Below are 18,813 nucleotides of genomic sequence, written 5' to 3' on the forward strand. Positions count from 1 at the left end.
CTGCAACCGGCGGGTCGGGCAAACAGTCCTACCGGTCATGAATCGACGACTGAACCTGCGCATACGGCGGCGGGCCGGCGCGGCGCGCCGGGCAGGCACGGCGCTGGCGGTCACCGCGCTGACCGTGCCGCTGACGCTGGCCCTCGGCTCCACCGCCCAGGCCGCCACCGCGTCCTCCTGCACCGCGTCCCGCGGCCCCTACCAGAAGCAGGCCGAGAAGTTCCTCGGCCGACCCGTGGACGGCCGGCAGTCGGCGTCCGACTGCCGGGCGATCCGGGCCTTCCAGACCAGCCACGGCATCAGCCCGAACATCGGCTACGCGGGCCCCGTCACCTGGGGGGTGATGCGCGTCGTCGCACAGCAGAACGCGGCCGGCAGCCACCCGAACAAGGCCGGCCGGTGCCCCACCGACCGGGGCCGCACCGCCTGTGTCGACCTGACCCGCCAGCTCAGCTGGATCCAGGACGGCCCGCGGCTGGTGTACGGCCCGGTCCCGATCCGCAGCGGACGCGACGGCTACGAGACCCGCACCGGCGCCAAGAAGATCTACTGGCGCCATCTGCACCATGTGTCGACCCTGTACCACGTGGCCATGCCGTACAGCCAGTTCTTCGACGGTGGCCAGGCGTTCCACTCCATCAGCGGCAGCGTCTGGTCCGCGCCGGGCTCGCACGGCTGCGTCAACATGCGCAGTGGTGACGCCAAGAAGTACTGGTCCCTGCTCAAGAACGGCGACGACGTCTACGTCTACGGCCGCAAGCCCGGCACCTGATCCGCCCGGCACCTGATCCCTCAGGGCATCTGCAGGCACAAGGAACGGCCCCGGACCGCGGGGCCGTTTCCCGTCAGAGGGCCAGCAACTCAGCGGCCCAGCAACTGGTACAGCGCCAGCGGCGTCACATAGCCCGGCCAGCGGTGATCGGCGAACAGATGCACCCCCGCGTCCACATAGCACTGGTCGACGAGTTGGGAGCAGATCATGTGCCGGGTGCTGGCGACATAGCGCCGCAGCCCCGGAACGGGGACATGGAAGCGGTGGGTGGCGATCGCCAGGTAGTCGAGGAAGCTGTAGGGCACCCCCACATACCGGTCGGCCGCCGCGCAGATGTCGGCACGCTGCTCCTCGGTGAGCCCTTCCGGGCAGACATAGCGCACGTCGGCGTCGGCGTACTGGGTGAGGGGACGGACGCGGGCCCCACCGGGCTCCGCCTCCAGCAGCTGGTCGTCCGGGAGGACGAGGAAGGCGTGTTGGTAGTCGGCGAAGCCGTCGCCGTTGATCCACTGGCCGAAGCGGATCAAGCGGCCGCTGATGCCGTTGATGTGAGTGAGTCCGATGTCGCCGGGCAGGGAATGCGTGTGCTTCATGAGCGGCTCCCGGGAGCGCAAAAAGCGGAATCCCCCCGGTGATACCCGCTGCGGCGACCGGAGCACCGTATTCCCCCAGGAGGATCGGTCCGACGGGCGGGGGAGACACCTGACATGACGGAGCATCAGGTTCTGCAGTCGTACCCCCCGCAGTCGTTCGGCCGGGGGGCGTACGGCTGAGCGGTCTCGGTCATCTGGGCCGGCCAGCACCGGAGCTGGTCCGGACGGCCGTCGACCAGGGTCGATGCGCCGACGGTTCCGGACTTCTCCTGCACGCAAAGTCCCTACGTCAACGGAGAGTTGACCCCACCGAGATCGTTAGCGCGACACCAGGAAGTGGACCTCACGGGGCCTGACCTCCAGGTCGCTCAGGCCGTCCGGCGTCGCGCCCATCTCGCGGCCGACCTCGGACGCCGCCCGGAAGGCCTCCTCGGACTCGAAAGCGCCGGTGGTGACGACGGCGTCGCCGTCCGGCGTGACCCAGACCCCGACGGACAGGAAGCCCGGCTGCCGCCGCGACGCCTCGGCGACCAGGTGGCACTGGTCAACGAACTCCTCGACGTGCTCGGGGGCCGGGTAGTGGAAGGCAACGAAGCCGAATGACATGACGTCTCCCCTCTCGGGTTATACGATGCCGTACAAGGCGAGACTAGACCTGTTGTGCGGGACCGTACAACAGGTCGGACTGGGTGAGGTGAGTCACATATGGGTGCATTGCGTACACCGCGCGAGAAGTGGGTCGAGGAGGGGCTTCGGGTGCTGGCTGCGGGCGGAGTGGACGCGGTGCGGGTCGAGGCGCTCGCCAAGGCGCTGGGGGTGACCAAGGGGGGCTTCTACGGTTACTTCGCCGACCGTGACGCTCTGCTGACCGAGATGCTGGACGCGTGGGAGCGCGAGAGCGTGGACGACGTCGTGGACCGCGTCGAGCGGGAGGGTGGCGACGCACGGAACAAGGTCCGCCTGGCCGGGCAGCTCACCTTCTCCAGTGATCGCCTGCTCCCCATCGACCTAGCCGTCCGCGAATGGGCCCGCCGTGACCGCGCCGTCGCCGACCGCCTGCGCCGCGTGGACAACAAGCGCATGCAGCTGGCCCGCGACGCGATCGGCACCTTCTGCGCCGACCCCGACGAGGTCGAGGCCCGCGCCCTGCTCGCCTTCTGCACGGCCATCGGCAGTCACTTCCTCGCCGCCGACCACCCCGGCAGCACCCGCGCCCCGGTCATCGCCCGCGCCGCCGACATCATCCTCGACGTCCCGCAGGGCAACCCTGGTGCATGAGCCCCTCCCGGGCCCCCGACAGCCGTCGAGAACGTCGGGGTGCTCGGGATGTGCCAGCCGAGTCGTGCGATGAGCCGCGCTGTCGAACCCTCGCTGTTCGGCGGATCGAACCCTCGTCGTTCGGCGGATCGAACCCTCGTCGTTGGGCGGATGCCGCGAAGGGCCGGCACGTGACGCGGTCGACACCGCTTGGGTGAGGTGGCCGTGCGTCCGCCGACGGCCGCCAGGCACAAGGAGCGTGAAGTGGCCGCCTCCTGCGGGGCGTTGGATAGCCTGCGACCGTGAGCGTCGAACCGAACACGGACGACTGGTTGGCAGACACCCGGACGTCCTACGACACCGTGGCCGCCAGCTACGCGGACCAGGTCCGTCACCTCCTGGAGGAGACACCCGAGGAGCGCGCTGCCCTGGCGCACTTCGCCGACCTGGTGCGCACCGGCGGCGGGGGGCCGGTCGCGGACGTGGGATGCGGCCCGGGGAGGATCACGGCCCACTTGCGTCACGTGGGCGTGGACGCGTTCGGGGTCGACCTGTCGCCCGGGATGATCGAGGTGGCCCGGCGTGACCACCCCGGCCTACGCTTCGAGGTCGGCTCCATGACGGACTTCGACCTCGCCGACGGCTCGATGGCCGGCCTGGTCGCCTGGTACTCGCTGATCCACGTCCCCGACGACGAGATCGGCGCGGTCTTCGGGCACTTCCGGCGAGTGCTGCGGCCCGGCGGCCCGCTGCTGCTCGGCTTCCACGTCGGTGCGGAACCGCAGCTGAAGACGCAGGGCTACGGCGGCCACCCGATGAAGGTCCACGTCCATCGTCGACAGCCCGGCCGGTTGACTGCCTGGCTCAACGATGCCGGCTTCACCGTCGAGGCGCACCGGACTCTCACCTCAGCCGAGAGCACCCTCGGCGGAATCCTGCTCGCGCGCCGCCAGCCGGATGCCCGGTAGGGGGCCGACCGGCGGACCGGCGGACCGGTCGGCCTCACCGGTGCACCACCGATGAGGCCAACCGCTGCGGCAGATGCGCCGGCGCCCGCCCACCGTCAGGCGCGGCGGCGGGCCACCGTCAGCGCTTCACCACGAACGCGTGGCCCTTCCTGAGCCCACTGGAGCAGGAGGCCTTCTCCTTGGCCGTCATCTTGCGGGTCTTGACCGTCACCGCGCTGCTCTGCCCGTCCGTGCCGTTGGGCGCGGGACCGGTGACCGTGTCCGGCACGAACCAGTAGTAGTGCCCCCACTTCGGGCTGTCGTAGTGCGTCTGCCAGGTGCCGGTGACGGTCTGCATCACCTGTGCACGCGAGATCCAGCCCACCTCGCCGGGCTTGACCGTCATGTTCAGCGCGCTGTCCTCGGTGTGCGAGCTCGACCAGGTGTGGCTGTAGGTCGCGGTCACGCTCAGGTCGATCAGGTCGGCTATCTTGCCGCCGGCGGTGACCGAGACCCCAGCGGAGTCCGTCGAACCCACGGTGTCCGACCAGCTCATCGACTGCGTGGCATCCGAAGTGCTGCAGTTGTAGAGCGAGTTGGACACCCGGCGGAAGTCGCCCAGGTACGCCTCCCCGAGCTTGGGCTCGTTGAAGGTGCACTTCCCTTCACCGGAAGCGCAGTCGGCCACCAGCTGCTGCCGCGTGGGTGCCTCTTCCGCTGCGGCCGGCAGGGTCATCGCCGCGACCAGTCCGCATGCCGCGGCGGACAGCGCCATCAGTCGGCTTCCGTGCCGGAGGGTCCTGCGGTACGTGCTCTGTGCCATCGTGCTGTTGCCTCATCCCTTTCACTCGGTGTGTGCGTCACATCCAGCAGCTGGCGGCCTTCCGTGCCGGAGGGACCGGATGTCCGTCGGGGCCCGGTGCTCAGCACTCAGCGCGGGGCCGGTGCTTCTTGCTGGGGCCGCCGTTGCTGCTGTTGTGTTTGAGATTGGAGTGAAATCTTGTTCAACTACACCAAGTTTTAGTAAAGTTGTAGTTGATTGTGGAACGTTCCCCTGTAGGGGGTGTGTAGATGGTGCGTCAGATGGCTGCCGCGCCCGGTACGGTCCCCGCACCCGCAGCGTCCCGGCCGGTAGGGGCCGTGGTCCGGCATCACCCCGCCCCTGAGGCCCCGTTGAGGACGGTGTGCACCGCACGCGCCACGAAGTCGTCCTCGATGGGGAGTTGGCGCAGGGCGACCCGGACCCAGGCGGCCCCCGCCAGCAGGTCCATCAGCAGCATGGGGTCGGCGTCCGCGGAGAGCTCGCCCCGGGCGACGGCGCGGTCGAAGAGGGGTCGCTCGCGGGCGATCCGGTCGGCGAAGAAGTCCCGTACGTACCCGGCGAGTTCGGGGCTGTGGGTGACGGCGCCCAGTGCCGGCACGGCGATCGCGGCGGCCGGCGGAGCGGTGAGCAGGGTGACCACTCCCGCCAGTAGGGCCTCCAGGTCGCCGCGGAGGCTCCCGGTGTCGGTCGGGGTGAGGGTCAGTCGCTGCGACCCCAGTAGCGCGGCGCCCAGGAGTGCCCCTTTGGACGGCCACCACCGGTAGATCGTGGTCTTGTTGACGCCGGACCGCTGGGCGACACCCTCCACGGTCAGGCCCTCGTAGCCCTTCTCCGCGAGCAGGGTCAGCGTCGCGTCGAAGATCTCCTGCGCCTTCCGCGGGCCGCCGCCGCTCCGTGCTGCGCCGCTCTTTCGGGGTTCCTCGCTCATGGGGTGAGCCTATCGCGAAAAGCAACGCAACGTTGCGTTGCATTTGTTGTAGCGTGCCGGACATGGAAACCAACGAAGCCGGGCTGCCCCTCGTGTTCGTGCACGGCACCCGGGTCAGCGCCACGATGTGGCAGCCCGTGATCCAAGCCATCGGCGCGCGCCATCCCGTCGCGGCACCCGACCTACCAGGCCACGGGGCGCGGCGCGGTGAGCCGTTCACGCTGTCCGGCGCCGTCGAGGCGGTCGTCGCGGCCATCGACACACTCGGCGGCCGGGCGCTGGTCACCGGCCTGTCCCTGGGCGGCTATGTCGCCCTGGCCACCGCCGGCCGTCACCCGGAGCGGGTGGCCGGTCTGGTGGCGATGGGCTGTACGGCGGTGCCGCGGGGAACGCTGGGCGCCGTCTACCGGGGCGCGGCGCGGCTGTCCGGTCGATACCCGCAACGGGCCGACCGTCTCAGCGCGTTCGCGTTCCGGCGCGCGCTTCCCGGCCCGCTGGCACGGGCCATGGTCGCGGGCGGCCTCGACTGTGCCGTGGTGCCCAGTGTGGTGGCCGCCGTCTCGGTCATGGACCCGCTGGCATCGCTCTCCGCCTACCCGGGGCCCGTATGGCTAGTGAACGGCGAACGCGACCACTTCCGACGCGACGAACGCCGCTTCCTGCGCGCCTGCCACCAGGGCAGGCTGGTCATCCGTCCCGGGTGCGGGCACCTCGGTGTCCTCGCGGACGCAACGGCGGTCGCCCGGCAGGTATGTGACGCCGCGTCGGTCGTGACCACGGGCCGGGCGCCCGCCATGGCGTCGGCGGGGGGCGGACGATGAACGCCACCGCGGCCGCCCGGGAGTGGAGTGCAGAGGAGTCCCTGGAGATCGCCGCCCCGCCGGACGCCGTCCATGCGGCGCTCGCGGACGTGCGGCGGATGCGGGAGTGGAGCCCGGAGGTCTTCTGGGTGTGGCGGCGCGGCGACCGCTTCGTGGGCTTCAACCGCAGGGGACCGTGGGTCTGGTTCACCGACTGCCGGATCGTCATCGACGACCCCGGCCGGGAGTTCGCCTTCGACGTCGGCACGTTCGGCCTGCCCGTGGCGCGGTGGGGCTACCGGCTGACGCCCACGCAGCGGGGCACGCGGGTCACCGAGTACTGGATCGACCGCCGGCGGCACGGCTGGCGCCGGTCGGTCGCCGAGCTGCTGGGCCTGGTCTTCACGGGCACCCCGGCCGCTCGGCGCGCCGCGCAGAACCGCATCGGCATGCGGCAGACCCTCCAGCGCCTGTCGGCCACCTGCCGAACGGACGACTGAGCCGTCGCCCTTCTGCCCTGGCCGGGCCCGTGGACGCGACGGGCGCGGCCGGGACGGGCCCGACAGGGGCGGGCGCGGCCGGGAGCCGCCCGGCAGCCCGTCGCCTCAGACGCTCCGGGTGGCCACCACCAGCCGGCACCGCGGGCTGCCGTCCGGGCGCCGGCCGAGCTCCGCAAGCGCGGACAACTCCACCCGGAAACCGGCCCGCACCAGCTCCGCGCGCACCTCGGTGAGGCGGAACGGCCGGTAGTACATGACGAACGGCGGATGCCAGAGCGCATTGCGCACCCGCATCGCGGCGTCGAACGCCAGCAGCGCCCAGTACGCGACCGAACCGGGCGGGGACGGCGCCACGATCGGGAAGACGAACCGGCCGCCGGGCCGCAGCACGGAGTGGACCTGCGCGAACAGCCCCGGCCGCTCCCGGGGCAGGAAGTGCCCGAACGCACCGAAGCTCACCGCGAGGTCGAAGACCGGGCCGAAGGGCAGGGCCCGGGCGTCCGCCCGCACCCACTCCTCCCGTGGCCCGGCCGCGGCCGCCGCTTCCCCGTCCACGTGGGCGGGCCGGGCCGGATCGGCGGGATGCGCGCGGGCGGTGGCCCGCGCCACCGCCAGCATCCCGGCGCTGATGTCGACGCCGGTGACGCGCTCACCGCAGACCTGCCGCAGTACCTCCGTACCGGCGCCGGTGCCGCAGCACAGGTCGAGTCCGCTGCCGAACGGCCCGAGGTCGTGCAGTGCCCGCGCGACGGACGTCAGCACCGGCCGAGGCGTCCGGAAGGGGGTGTGGTCGAACTTCGGCGCGAGCAGGTCATAGCCGTGCTCGACGGAGGACAGCGCCTGGACGGCGAGTTCACGGAACGTGGGGCCTTGGGCGGTGAACATCGCGCCTCAGCATACGCTCGACGGCCTTCCCGGCGGAGTGGTACCGTGCCGGTGGAGCGTACTTATGTTCGCCGGTTCGCCGCTCTGGCGGCGCCGGTGTCCTGGTTGCCTATCTGGCCTTGCTTCGCGATTCACGCTCCTCGCACCAGTCACCTTCATCCGGGGATGACCCAGCGCCGCACCGTACGCCGTTGACACGGCCCGGCTGGGCGATGCCGGCACCAGCTGCCGTTCCCAGGCCGTGGGCCGTTCCGCCGTCCGTCCGCGGGGCGTACCACCGGTGCGGCAGGGGCGTGCCGTCGCGTCCGCCCGACGCTGCCGGCCGGCCGCTTCCGGAGCGGCCCTGCCGCCCTCCCCGCCTTCCCCCATCTGCCCTGTCCGCGCGGGCGCCGTGAGCGATCCGCGCATGACGAGAGGACCTCCTCCACCACCATGGCCACCACACTGACCACCCCCATGCCCAGCCCCACGTCCATGGCAGCGACCGCGAGCACGACCGGGGTCGCGGCCACAAAGGCGACGGGCGCCCGCCGTGCGTCGGCGACCGCCGCCGGGACCCCGGCACCGGCCACCGCACCGACGGCCCCGCCGCTGTCCGCCGCAGGGGTCCTGGACGGCGCGAACGACCGGCAGCAGCACGGCTTTCTCCGCACCGAAGGACTTCTTCCCTCGCCCCGGGACGTCCGTGTCCCCGCCGAGCTGATCCGCCGCCACGGCCTGCGGAGGGGCGACCTCGTGGTGGGGGAGTGCGACCGGGCGCGGACGCTCACCCGTATCGCCTCGGTCAACGGCCTGCCACCCGGGGCCGTACGCGGCCGGCCGCACTTCCGCGATCTCACGCCGCTGCACCCACGCCACCGGATGCGCCTGGAGACCCCCACCGGCGGGCTGACACCGCGCATCGTCGACCTGCTCGCCCCGGTCGGCAAGGGCCAGCGCGGCCTGATCGCCGCCCCGCCCAAGACGGGCAAGACGGTGCTGCTGCAGCAACTCGCCGCGTCCTTCGCCGAGAACCACCCGGAGTGCCGGCTGATGGTGGTGCTGATCGACGAACGCCCCGAGGAGGTCACCGATATGCGCCGGCGGGTGCGGGGCGAGGTGCTGGCCTCCACCTTCGATCAGTCGCCCAAGGAGCACATCGCGCTCGCGGAGTTGGCCGTGGAACGGGCGAAGCGGCTGGTCGAACAGGGCCAGGACGTCGTCATCCTGCTCGACTCCCTGACGCGGCTGTGCCGGGCGCACAACAACGCGACCGGGCCGGGGAGCGGGGGCAGGACCCTCAGCGGCGGTGTGGACGTCGCGGCGCTGCAGGGCCCCAAGCGGTTCTTCGGTGCGGCGCGCCTGACGGAGGAGGGCGGTTCCCTCACCATCCTCGCCACCGCACTGGTGGAGACCGGTTCGCGGGCCGACGACTACTTCTTCGAGGAGTTGAAGAGCACCGGCAACATGGAACTCCGCCTGGACCGCGCCCTCGCGCACCGGCGCCTCCATCCGGCGGTCAACGTCCCCCTGACCGGTACCCGCCGGGAGGAACTGATGCTCCCCGCCGACGAGTTGGTGGCCCTCCACCAACTGCGTCGTGCCCTCCACGCCGGCGACGGGACGGTGCGGACCGAGGCACTGCTGGAGCGGGTCCGCAAGACGCCGGACAATGCGACGTTCCTGCGGCAGGTACGGGGAACCGAGCCTCGGTAGCAGCCCTTCCCAGCGTCGAGCAGCGCTCGGACGGCGGGCGGTGAGGGGAGGCCGGCGGTCGCCGTCCCGCGTGCGGATCCCGGGTGACCGGGGCGGTGGCTCCACCGCCGCGAGCGGCAGGTGGCCCGCACGGGCTGTACCGCCGCAAGGAGCCGCGCGGGTCGGCCGGTACGCCCCCTACGGTACGAGGCCGTTCAGATGGCCAGCACGATCAAGGCGCCGATGCCTCCGACCCCCAGGGCGAAGCCCGCGCAGGCCATACCACCGTCCCGCCAGCGGAACGGACGGTCCAGCGCGAACCGGCCGGGGCCGATCGCGGCGATCGACAACGCCACGACCGCGATGCAGAGGGGATACTCCATGCCGCCGCTCTGTGTCCAGAGCCCCTTGGGGGCCGCCAGGACCATGGCATTGATCATCACGCCGATCACTGCGGCCGCGGCGAGCGGGGTGAGCAGTCCGGCCGCGAGGCCCAGGCCGCCGAGGAACTCCGAAACTCCGGCGAGGCCCGCATAGAACTCGCCCGGGTGGTAGCCAAGGGCATCAAAGCCCTTTCCGGTGGCGGTGAGTCCCTGGCCACCGAAGATTCCGAACAGTTTCTGGGCGCCGTGACCGGCCATGATCAGCCCGAACGACAGCCGGAGGAAGAGCAGACCCAGGTCGGTGGCCAGCGGGGGAGATCGGAGGTCGTGGGGCCGGGTGGTTGCGTCCGGCGGCCGCTCAGCGAGGAGTTTCATGACGGTTCGCTTCCCGCACCGGCGCCTCGGGTGGCCGCGGTGTAGAACACCCGCGCCAGCGCGCTCGTGGTGGCGAAAATCCCATGGACTCTCGTGGAATGTGGTGGCGCCCTGCGGAGTGCGGTCGACGGACGACGCCGCCGGGGCACCCGCATCCCCTGCTGCGCAACAACGAGGGGCTTGCGCTTTCAATCGATACTGTCGATCGTCCTACGTCGGAGCGCGCTTGCCTAGGGGGAGGGCGAGGCGGCTCCGCCCGAACGGCCGGGACAGCGGAGCCTTCCGCGCAGAACTGGTGTGTACGCATGCGTACTGAGGTGGCGCGGCGACGCCCGCCCGCCGACAGGACTCCGTTGCCCCGCCACCTCCGTCCCCGGTGGCGTCCGGGCGCGGCCGGCCCGTACGGATCCGTTTCCTCCGACCTCCGCCGGTAGGCGCTTCCGCGCCCCCACCCGTGCTCCCTCGCCCCGTGCTCCCAGGCGGTACAGGGCGTCACCCGAGGAACGGCTCACCTCTGGCCGGATTGCGGCTCGAACCCCGCTGGCGCGGCCCCCTAACCTGGCGCCGGTCCCTGCTCCACCCCCGCAGCCCGCGGGCCGTCGACCCGACCCACGACGGACCGGGCCGACCCACGCACGGCACGCCCCGGAGCCGGCCGCTCCTGCTCGTCCCCCCGGGCCGCGGCCGGCTCGTGCGACGTCTGTCGCCGCACCCACGGCCGCGCCGCGTGAACCTGCCCCGAATGAGGGGGAGTTCGACGCGGCGCCTGGTTCCACGCAGGGAGCGGGCCCCCGGGAAGGACGACCTTCCGGGGGCCCGCTCTTCCGGCCCGCACACGCCGGGCCGCCGGCCTGGCAACGGCGTACGTGCGGGGTATCAGCCGTTGGGGCAGGGGGCGCCGAAAGCGGGGTTGAGCAGTCCGATGACGTTGATGGTGTTGCCGCAGACGCCGACCGGAACGTGGACGGGGATCTGGATCACGTTGCCGGAGACGATGCCGGGCGAGTGGAGCGACGCGCCCTGTGCGCCGCTGTCGGCGGTGGCCAGACCGGCCCCACCGAATGCGGCGGCGAAGGCGCCGGCGGTGACGAGGGCACTCTTGATCCGGTGAGCCATCGATCGGTCTCCTTACCTGTGGCGGAAGCGGTTCCGTCCCCTGCCGTTCCGTGGAAGGCCTGGTGCGCGACGGTGGACCGCCTTTGCGTACGGGGGAGTTGATGCCCTGTCGACTTCCTCGTCAGAGCCGGAGAGCGCGAAGATCAGACTTCTCGGTGATATGGCGACGGGGGTTGACGCTCTGCCGTGCGAATCCGGTGTCCCCTGCGCCCCTGACGTCCCAGCCTCCCCGGTGTCCACGGCGTCTCCGGGACGGAGGAGGCGCACGCGGTGCACAGGGCGCACCGGGCCTACGAGGCGTACGGGACCGTCAGTCGTCGGCCGGCAGGCCCAGGCGGGCGTCCAACCAGTCGAACACCCGCTGCTCGAACCGTGCGCGGCCCAGGGGCTCGCAGTGCAGATGGGCGCCTTCGGCGGCGGTGAAGCGGACCAGCTCCTTGGGGCCCGGCAGAGCGTCGTAGAGGCGCCGCGCCGCACCGGGCCAGAAGTTCTCGCCCTCGGGGTCGGTGATCAGCAGCGGGGTGGTGATCTGGTGCACCACCGGGGCCACGGTGTACCGGGCGACCTCGGTGAGCAGCGCGAAGGGGGAGGTGATGCCGTACGGCTTGGCCCGCCAGCGCCACACGGCGGCCAGCGCGGGCGACTCCTCCAGGGCCTCGTTCATGAGCCGGTCGAAGGTCTCGCGGTCACCGGATTCCCACAGCGCGCGCAGATCCGGGCCGAGGTTGTGCCACCAGCTCTCCGCGACATCGACGACGCCGGGGTCGGCGACGGCGGCGGCGAGGCGATGCTCGAAGGCGAGCGCCCGCGGCACCCAGTAGCCGGCCTGGCTGATACCGGCCAGCACGATGCGCCGGGCGTCGACGTCCTCGTGGGCGGCCAGGAAGTCCACGACCGGGGTGATGACGCGCTCCCAGTCGGGCCGGAAGGTGACCCCGCGCTCGAAGAGCATCGACTGCTGGCCGGGGCCGTCGAAGAGCAGGGCGCGGTAGCCGCGAGCCACCGCGGGCGCCCCCAGCAGCGTCCAGGCGGCGGAGACCGGGCCGTCGCTGCCGTTGTTGACGATCATCGTCGGCCGGGGGCCGGGCGGGCCCGGCGGGCTGATCAGGTAGCCGGGGAGCGCGGTGTCCTCGTACGGGATCGCCACCCGCTCGGCAGGCGGGTCCCAGGCGACCGCGAACCGGTCGAAGCAGTGCCGGTGCTCGGCGAAGAGCTCGCCCAGCCGCGCTTCCGGGTCGGCGAGCGCATCGACCGCCACCAGGGCCGTGCCGAAGTATCCGGCCGCCCGCAGAAAGGCCTCCCGGGCGCTCACCGCGTGCCCGTGCGCGGCGGACTTCTCGGCCTGTTCGCGGACTGCACGGGCCAGGTCGCTCCAGGTGGTCAGCCAGGTCCCGGCGTCCGCGTCCGCCACGGACCCCGCGGCGGCCAGCACCTCGCCCACGTCGGCGCCGTGGCGCCATGCGGAGCCCAGAGCGATCTGGATCTCGTAGTTGAACTGATCGTTCTGGGAAAACCGGTACGTCATGGCGGCTCCGGCACGGGACGTGCGGACGACGGGGGACGCCGCGGAGCCGACGTCCGTCAGCTCCGGCCGGAAGGGGTGCCGCGGGACCGGAGCCTTCGTTCCAGCCTAGGAACGGCCGCCGGGGCACGCACTCCGGGCACCGGCGCCTGGGGCGTGCCGTGCGGAGGTGGGGGGCGTGCCCTCGGGAGCTAACACGTCGGCCCCGCCGACGCCACTTCGCCCGCCGCCTCCCGGCCTGGCATGATCGCGCGCATGGCTGAACGCGTGATTGCCGCATGTGATGGTGCTTCGAAGGGGAACCCCGGGCCAGCGGGCTGGGCGTGGGTGCTCGCCGACGCCCAGGAGACCGTCGTCCGCTGGGCGGCCGGCCCGCTGGGCACCGCGACGAACAACGTCGCCGAGCTCACCGCCCTGGAGCGCCTGCTGTCGGCCACCGACCCGGCCGTGCCGATCGAGATCCGGATGGACTCCCAGTACGCGATGAAGGCCGTCACGACCTGGCTGCCCGGCTGGAAGCGCAAGGGCTGGAAGACGGCCGCGGGCAAGCCGGTCGCCAACCAGGAGCTGGTCGTACGGATCGACGAGCTGCTGACCGGCCGCGAGGTGGAGTTCCGGTACGTGCCGGCGCACCAGGTGGACGGCGACCGGCTCAATGACTTCGCCGACCGGGCCGCGAGCCAGGCGGCCGTCGTCCAGGAAGCCGCCGGCACCGAGCTCGGCTCCCCGGAGCCGCTGGCCGCGCCGGACACCGTACGGTCCGCCGGTCCCCGCCGCCCCGGCAGCCCGGCGGCCTCGGCACGGCGGCCCGGTGCGAAGAACGGCGCCCGGGGTGCGGCGAAGGGCTCGGCGCGGACCCTCAAGGCCAAGTTCCCCGGCCGCTGCCGCTGCGGACGCTCGTACGCCGCCGGCGAGTCGATCGCCAAGAACCCGGACGGCTGGGGGCATCCGGACTGCCGCGCCACCGCCGGCGACGGCGCGTAGCGTAGGGCACGCGGGGGCGTTCCACCGCACAGGGGGCGGGGTGTCCCGGCATGAGGACGCCGGTTCGGCCGGTGGTCGTGTGGACCCCGCGGGGAGGCGGGCGCGGGTGGCAGCGTGCCGCGGCCGTGGTTCGGCCAGTTGCCGGAAGCGGTCCCATGAGCGGCCGCACAGCTGGGAACGATGGCGGGTGCGCGCACGCGCCGCTCGCCACACCGGAGGTACCCATGACAGCTGACCGGCACGGACACCCGATGACCGACACCGGCGCCGAGGCCGTGGCCCAGTACGAACGGGCCCTGGACGACCTGCTCTTCTTCCGCCCGCAGGTCATGGCGTCCGCACAGTCGGTGCTCGTCGCCGCGCCCCGGTCCCCGATGGGCCACGCCCTGGCCGCCTACCTGGGCGTCCTGGGCACCGAGGAGAAGGACGCCGAGGTCGCGCGCGCCACCTTGGCCGGCTTCCGGACCGGTCTGGACACCGGGCGGCTGACGTCCCGCGAGCGGATGCACCTGGCCGCCGCGGCCACCTGGCTCGACGGCGACATGCACGGCGCCGGCCGCCTCCTCGGCGAGCTCTCCGTCGCCTTCCCGCGCGATGCGCTGGCCCTCTTCGCCGGTCACCAGCGCGACTTCCTCACCGGCGATGCCCAGCGGCTGCGCGACCGCGTCGGCGGCGCGCTGGACGCCTGGGACGAGTCCGATCCCCACCACGGGCCGCTGCTCGGCATGTACGCCTTCGGCCTGGAGGAGTCCGGCCACTACGAGCACGCCGAACAGGTCGGCCTCGCGGCCCTCGCCCGGCATCCGCGCGATGTCTGGGGGATCCACAGCGTGGTGCACACCTACGAGATGCGGGGCCGCTTCGCCGACGGCCTGCGCTTCCTCGACGCCCGTACCGACGACTGGTCCGCCGGCACCCTGCTCACCGTCCACAACTGGTGGCACTACGCCCTCTACGCCCTGGAGACCGGGGACACCGCCCGGGTGCTGGAGGTCTACGACAGCGCACTGCACCACGACGGCTCGGCCGACATCGCGATGGAACTCCTGGACGCCGCCGCCCTGTTGTGGCGGCTGCACCTCGCGCAGAACGACCAGAGCGCCCGATGGGCCCGGCTCGCGGACGCCTGGGAGCGCCGCCAGGTCGGTCCGTACTACGCCTTCAACGACGCCCACGCGGTGATGGCCTACGTGGGGGCCGGCCGGATCGAGGAGGCGCAGCGGCTGGTGCGGGACCGGGAGGAGTGGCTGGCGGCCGAGGGGCCCGGGGTGTCCAATCGGGCCATGACCGCCGACATCGGCCTGCCGGTCTGCCGTGCCCTGATCGCCTACGGGCAACAGGACTTCGCCCGGGTCACCGATCTGCTGCTGCCCGTCCGCCACCGGCTGCACACCTTCGGCGGCAGCCATGCCCAGCGCGACGCGATCCAGCGGACCCTGGTCGAGGCGGCCCTCCGCGCCGGGCGCAGCGACCTGGCCCGCACGCTGCTGAGCGAGCGCATCCAGCTGCGGCCGATCTGCCCGTACAACTGGTCGGCCAAGGCCCGCCTGGAGGACCAGCTCGGTGCCCCGGACCGGGCGGCCGCCGCCCGGGCGCGCGCGGCCGCTCAGGCCTCGTCCTGAGCGGACCGTCCCGGGGGTTCCGCCGTGGTGCCGGGTTCCGCCGTGGTGCGCGGTGCGGGAGGCGTCCCCGGGGGCGCCTTGCGCCGGTGTCCCCGGCTGCCGGTCGCTGCCCCCGCGTCGAGGTCCACCACCGGGCCGAGCGCGCCCAGCAGGGCGCCGATGCACATCTCGCGCAGGTCGGTACGGGAGAACGCCCGGTGGGTCAGCCAGTCGACGCACAGGGTCCGCACGAAGACCAGCCAGCTCATCAGGGCGGCGGCGACCGCCTCCCGGGGGCCATCGCCGAGCGGGGTGGCGTCCAGCAGGCGCGCGCGGAGTACCGCCAGCTCGTCGGTGATGACGGCCTGGATCACCGGGTCCCCGGCGAGCACCCGGTTCGCGGCGAGCACGGTGTTGCGGTGGGCGAGGAAGTAGTCAATGTGCGCGTCGAGTCCGGCGGCCAGCTGCTCGGTGAGGGGGGTGTCCCGGTCGAGGCGGGTGGCGGCCAGCAACTGGTCCGCGGCCTGCCGGTAGACCGCGGCGAACAGGTCGCGCTTGCCCGGGAAGTAGCGGTACAGCAGCGCGCGGGAGATGCCCGCCCGTTCGGCGACGTCCTCCATGAGCACGTCGTCGTACGGCTTCGCCGCGAACAGCCGCGCCCCGACGTCGAGCAGCTGGCCGCGGCGTTCGGCGGGGCTGAGCCTGCGGCGGGCGGTCACGCCGCACAGCGTACTTGCTTGACAGTTGTCTACTCACCACCGAAGCTCATTAGTAGACGAGTGTCTACTAACTGGGCGAAGGTGGTCGGGCATGCCGAGACTGCTCAAGTGGCTGGTGTGGGCCATGGGATGGGCCTGTGTGGCGATCGGCGTCTTCCACTTCGCCCTCGGGATCGACTCGGTGCCCGGAGAGGGGTCGGCCGGGGCGACCGTCGACAGCCGTGAGCGGTACTACGGGGCCATCTTCCTCGGGTACGGGCTGGCCTGGCTGTGGGCGGGACGGCAGTCGCCGGTGCCGGCGAAGGCGGTGCGGGGGCTGGCGGCCGTCTTCCTGCTGGGCGGCGCCGGCCGACTGCTGTCGCTCGCCGTCCACGGTCGGCCACAGTGGTTCCAGGTGGTGCTGACGGTCCTCGAACTCGGCCTGCCGCCGCTGTACTTCTGGCTGGCGGGCGCGGACGAGCGGGCGGCGGCCGAGCGGGCGACGGGGGAGGCCCGCCCGGCCCCGGCGCCCGCGGCCGGCGACCGCTGAGCGGCCACTGATCCCGCGGGGCCGGCACGGGGCCGCGACCGCGTCCGGCCGCCGGTCGTACGCGGCGGGCCGGGGTGACGGGGTCGGCGGCGGTCGCGGCGGCGCCGGTCAGCGCCTGGTCGGCGCCGCGGCCTCCAGTGCGTCGATGCTGCCGGACATCACCGTCCGCAGGTGCGCGGTGAGGTGCTCGGCGGGCCAGTCCCACCAGGCGACGGCGAGCAGCCGCGCCACCTCGGCGTCGCTGAAGCGGCGGCGGATCAGCCGCGCCGGGTTGCCGCCGACGATGCCGTAGTCCGGTACGTCGTCGACGACCACGGAGCCGGAGGCGATCACCGCGCCATGGCCGATGCGGACGCCCGGCATGACCGTGGACCGGTATCCGAACCAGACGTCGTGGCCGACCACGGTGTCCCCCCGCCCGGGTAGCCCGGTGATCAGGTCCGCGTGGTCGGCCCAGGAACCGCCCATGATCGGGAAGGGGAAGGTGGAGGGGCCGTCCATGCGGTGATTGGCACCGTTCATCAGGAACCGCACCCCCGTGCCCAGTGCGCAGAACCGGCCGATGACCAGCCGTTCCGGTCCGTAGTGGTAGAGCACATTGCGGGTCTCGAAAGCGGTGGGGTCGTCCGGGTCGTCGTAGTAGGTGAACTCCCCGACGTCGATCAGCGGGGAGGTGATCAGCGGTTTGAGGAGCACCACCCGCGGCTGTCCGGGGACCGGGTGCAGCACGGTGGGGTCGGCGGGGGTCAGGGGCATCGAGGCATCGGCTTCCTGGCGTCCCTCGGGCGCGAAGCCGGATACCCGGGCCCGTGCGCCGTCAGAACACCCATTCGAATATCGGGCTACTCTGTCTGCATGAGCATGCATCTCCAGGGCTCGCTCTTCGACCAGAACGAGGAGATCCGCCTCGGCCCGCTGCGGGGGCTGCGGAGGACCCAGCTGGGTGACGGGGCCTGGATCGATCTGCTCCCGGGGTGGCTGACCGGCGCCGACGGCCTGTTCGTACGGCTGGCCACCGAGGTTCCCTGGCAGGCCGAGCGCCGGCAGATGTACGAGCGGGTGGTCGACGTCCCGCGGCTGCTCGCCCACTACGGCGCGGGGGAGGCGCTGCCGCACCCCGTACTGGCCGAGGCGAGGGACGCCCTCTCCGCGTACTACGCCGCCGAGCTCGGCGAGCCGTTCACCACGGCCGGCCTGTGCTACTACCGCGACGGCCGGGACAGCGTGGCCTGGCACGGCGACCGGACCGGCCGCGGCAGGCGGGAGGACACCATGGTCGCCATCCTGTCCGTGGGGGCGCCGCGCGACCTGCTGCTGCGCCCGCGGCGCGGCGGAAGCGCCGTCCGCAGGCCGCTGGGGCACGGCGATCTGATCGTGATGGGCGGCTCCTGCCAGCGGACCTGGGAGCACGCCATCCCCAAGAGCAGCCGGGCGGCGGGCCCCCGGATCAGCATCCAGTTCCGGCCGCATGGCGTGCACTGAGGCCGGGCGTGCTGCGGGGCGCGGTCGCCGGGCGGGGGAGCGGTTCACCGGCGCACGGCGCCCAACGGGCGCCGGTTTCACGACAACTTCGGCCGGGCCTCGGCCGAATTCCGCCCCGCGCACAACGCTCCGGCGGCTTTGCCCGTCCTACCGCACGCATCTGACCAAGACTCTTCTTTGGGGGTATGACATGCGACGTCTGGGGGCAGCCGCCGCGGTGGTCGCCTTGACGGGCGCCGGACTGCTGGGCACCGCCGGAGCGGCCGGTGCCGCCACGGTCACGCCGGGCCAAGCCGGACCGGCCAAGGCCTGCGCGGTGAACTGGGGCAGTGGCACCAAGTCGGTGACGGACGCGGGCACCGGCCCGCTGAAGAACGTCACGACCAGCAAGGGCGCGTGCTTCGACCGCATGGTCTTCGACCTCGGCGGCGTGCACGGCAAGGCCGGCTACCACGTCGGGTACGTCGACGCCTTCCACCAGGACGGCTCCGGCGAGCGGATCCCGGTCAAGGGCGGCGCCATCCTGCAGGTCTTTGTGTCCGCGCCGAGCCACGACCCGTCGACGGGCAAGCAGACCTACCCGGGCAAGGCCGGCAAGTCGCTGCCGGGCGTGAACATCGGCGGGTACCGGACCTTCAAGGACACCAAGTTCGGGGCGAGTTTCGAGGGTCAGACCCAGATAGGTCTGGGCGTGCGCGCCAAGCTGCCGTTCCGTGTCCAGCAGTCCGGCCACACCCTGATAGTGGACGTCGCGCACAGCTGGTGACGCGACAGGGGCGGGCCACCCGGGGCGAACCGGTGTGGCCCGCCCCGAGCCGTGGAGCCGGCCGCGCGGCGGGCGCGGGTCAGCGACGGCCGGGGGATTTACGGGTATATGTGGCAGTGCCCGTGCGGTGCTCACGGGGCCCACGGGGTGCCCGTGG

The 18,813-nt window shown here is 72.5% G+C and carries 21 protein-coding genes; 11 read left to right on the top strand and 10 right to left on the bottom strand.

Features of this window, described 5'->3' with window-relative positions:
- Positions 1–37 precede the first annotated feature (37 nt).
- Entirely contained in the window at positions 38–772 is a 735-nt protein-coding gene (locus AB0G84_RS21140) for a L,D-transpeptidase family protein (protein ID WP_361322700.1), read from the top strand.
- Positions 773–861: 89 nt separating this feature from the next.
- Here AB0G84_RS21140 and AB0G84_RS21145 read toward each other — a convergent pair whose 3' ends face one another.
- Both AB0G84_RS21145 and AB0G84_RS21150 read right to left on the bottom strand, forming a co-directional pair.
- Entirely contained in the window at positions 862–1,365 is a 504-nt protein-coding gene (locus AB0G84_RS21145; protein WP_361322703.1) for a hypothetical protein, read from the bottom strand.
- 318 nt (positions 1,366–1,683) lie between these two features.
- Positions 1,684–1,971 carry an antibiotic biosynthesis monooxygenase gene (locus AB0G84_RS21150; protein ID WP_361322706.1) on the bottom strand — a complete coding sequence of 96 codons (288 nt, stop codon included), beginning with the start codon at positions 1,969–1,971 and terminating at the stop codon, positions 1,684–1,686.
- A 99-nt stretch (positions 1,972–2,070) separates the two neighbouring features.
- Here AB0G84_RS21150 and AB0G84_RS21155 point away from each other — a divergent pair, with 99 nt between their 5' ends.
- Together AB0G84_RS21155 and AB0G84_RS21160 are read left to right on the top strand one after the other, a co-directional pair.
- A complete protein-coding gene (locus tag AB0G84_RS21155) occupies positions 2,071–2,643 on the top strand; it encodes a TetR/AcrR family transcriptional regulator (RefSeq protein ID WP_361322709.1) in 573 nt (190 codons plus the stop codon).
- A 281-nt stretch (positions 2,644–2,924) separates the two neighbouring features.
- The gene (locus tag AB0G84_RS21160; RefSeq protein WP_361322712.1) at positions 2,925–3,590 is read left to right on the top strand and encodes a class I SAM-dependent methyltransferase; all 666 of its coding nucleotides are present in this window, start codon (positions 2,925–2,927) and stop codon (positions 3,588–3,590) included.
- Between the two features lie 118 nt (positions 3,591–3,708).
- Here the strand turns inward: AB0G84_RS21160 and AB0G84_RS21165 are convergent, their stop codons facing one another.
- The gene (locus AB0G84_RS21165; RefSeq protein WP_361322715.1) at positions 3,709–4,392 is read right to left on the bottom strand and encodes a hypothetical protein; all 684 of its coding nucleotides are present in this window, start codon (positions 4,390–4,392) and stop codon (positions 3,709–3,711) included.
- A gap of 328 nt (positions 4,393–4,720) precedes the next feature.
- Entirely contained in the window at positions 4,721–5,320 is a 600-nt protein-coding gene (locus AB0G84_RS21170; protein ID WP_361322718.1) for a TetR/AcrR family transcriptional regulator, read from the bottom strand.
- A 62-nt stretch (positions 5,321–5,382) separates the two neighbouring features.
- Here AB0G84_RS21170 and AB0G84_RS21175 point away from each other — a divergent pair, with 62 nt between their 5' ends.
- Positions 5,383–6,141, top strand: a complete 759-nt coding sequence (locus tag AB0G84_RS21175) for an alpha/beta fold hydrolase (RefSeq protein ID WP_361322721.1) — start codon at positions 5,383–5,385, stop codon at positions 6,139–6,141.
- A complete protein-coding gene (locus tag AB0G84_RS21180) occupies positions 6,138–6,620 on the top strand; it encodes an SRPBCC family protein (RefSeq protein WP_361322724.1) in 483 nt (160 codons plus the stop codon). The genes AB0G84_RS21175 and AB0G84_RS21180 overlap by 4 nt, the downstream gene beginning before the upstream one ends.
- Before the next feature lie 105 nt (positions 6,621–6,725).
- On the opposite strand, the gene AB0G84_RS21185 is transcribed toward AB0G84_RS21180, so the two are convergent.
- Positions 6,726–7,505 (bottom strand): class I SAM-dependent methyltransferase, encoded by a 780-nt coding sequence (locus AB0G84_RS21185; RefSeq protein ID WP_361322727.1) that lies wholly within the window; start codon positions 7,503–7,505, stop codon positions 6,726–6,728.
- Positions 7,506–7,937: 432 nt separating this feature from the next.
- Here AB0G84_RS21185 and rho point away from each other — a divergent pair, with 432 nt between their 5' ends.
- Entirely contained in the window at positions 7,938–9,200 is a 1,263-nt protein-coding gene (rho, locus tag AB0G84_RS21190) for a transcription termination factor Rho (protein ID WP_361322730.1), read from the top strand.
- 194 nt (positions 9,201–9,394) lie between these two features.
- Here rho and AB0G84_RS21195 read toward each other — a convergent pair whose 3' ends face one another.
- From AB0G84_RS21195 to AB0G84_RS21205, 3 genes are all read right to left on the bottom strand, one after another.
- On the bottom strand, positions 9,395–9,937 hold the full coding sequence (locus AB0G84_RS21195) for a DoxX family protein (protein WP_361322733.1): 543 nt from the start codon (positions 9,935–9,937) through the stop codon (positions 9,395–9,397).
- Between the two features lie 876 nt (positions 9,938–10,813).
- Entirely contained in the window at positions 10,814–11,053 is a 240-nt protein-coding gene (locus AB0G84_RS21200) for a chaplin (RefSeq protein WP_361322736.1), read from the bottom strand.
- Between the two features lie 310 nt (positions 11,054–11,363).
- Positions 11,364–12,578, bottom strand: coding sequence for a dipeptidyl aminopeptidase (locus tag AB0G84_RS21205; protein WP_361322739.1), 1,215 nt, complete (start codon positions 12,576–12,578; stop codon positions 11,364–11,366).
- A gap of 240 nt (positions 12,579–12,818) precedes the next feature.
- On the opposite strand from AB0G84_RS21205, the gene AB0G84_RS21210 reads away from it, so the two are divergent.
- On the top strand, positions 12,819–13,559 hold the full coding sequence (locus tag AB0G84_RS21210) for a ribonuclease H (protein WP_361322742.1): 741 nt from the start codon (positions 12,819–12,821) through the stop codon (positions 13,557–13,559).
- 224 nt (positions 13,560–13,783) lie between these two features.
- Positions 13,784–15,181, top strand: a complete 1,398-nt coding sequence (locus tag AB0G84_RS21215) for a tetratricopeptide repeat protein (RefSeq protein WP_361322745.1) — start codon at positions 13,784–13,786, stop codon at positions 15,179–15,181.
- Here the strand turns inward: AB0G84_RS21215 and AB0G84_RS21220 are convergent.
- Positions 15,166–15,879 (bottom strand): helix-turn-helix domain-containing protein, encoded by a 714-nt coding sequence (locus tag AB0G84_RS21220; RefSeq protein ID WP_361322748.1) that lies wholly within the window; start codon positions 15,877–15,879, stop codon positions 15,166–15,168. The genes AB0G84_RS21215 and AB0G84_RS21220 overlap by 16 nt on opposite strands.
- A gap of 91 nt (positions 15,880–15,970) precedes the next feature.
- On the opposite strand from AB0G84_RS21220, the gene AB0G84_RS21225 reads away from it, so the two are divergent.
- Positions 15,971–16,408, top strand: a complete 438-nt coding sequence (locus AB0G84_RS21225) for a DUF4345 domain-containing protein (RefSeq protein ID WP_361322751.1) — start codon at positions 15,971–15,973, stop codon at positions 16,406–16,408.
- Positions 16,409–16,516: 108 nt separating this feature from the next.
- On the opposite strand, the gene AB0G84_RS21230 is transcribed toward AB0G84_RS21225, so the two are convergent.
- Complete coding sequence (locus tag AB0G84_RS21230) at positions 16,517–17,164, bottom strand: CatB-related O-acetyltransferase (RefSeq protein WP_361322754.1); 648 nt, start codon at positions 17,162–17,164, stop codon at positions 16,517–16,519.
- A gap of 99 nt (positions 17,165–17,263) precedes the next feature.
- Here AB0G84_RS21230 and AB0G84_RS21235 point away from each other — a divergent pair, with 99 nt between their 5' ends.
- Together AB0G84_RS21235 and AB0G84_RS21240 are read left to right on the top strand one after the other, a co-directional pair.
- Positions 17,264–17,890 carry an alpha-ketoglutarate-dependent dioxygenase AlkB gene (locus AB0G84_RS21235; RefSeq protein WP_361322757.1) on the top strand — a complete coding sequence of 209 codons (627 nt, stop codon included), beginning with the start codon at positions 17,264–17,266 and terminating at the stop codon, positions 17,888–17,890.
- A gap of 190 nt (positions 17,891–18,080) precedes the next feature.
- The gene (locus AB0G84_RS21240) at positions 18,081–18,656 is read left to right on the top strand and encodes a hypothetical protein (protein WP_361322760.1); all 576 of its coding nucleotides are present in this window, start codon (positions 18,081–18,083) and stop codon (positions 18,654–18,656) included.
- The last annotated feature ends 157 nt before the right edge of the window (positions 18,657–18,813 follow it).

Origin of the sequence: Streptomyces sp. NPDC020742 (assembly GCF_040641675.1) — a bacterium.
GTDB lineage: Bacteria > Actinomycetota > Actinomycetes > Streptomycetales > Streptomycetaceae > Streptomyces.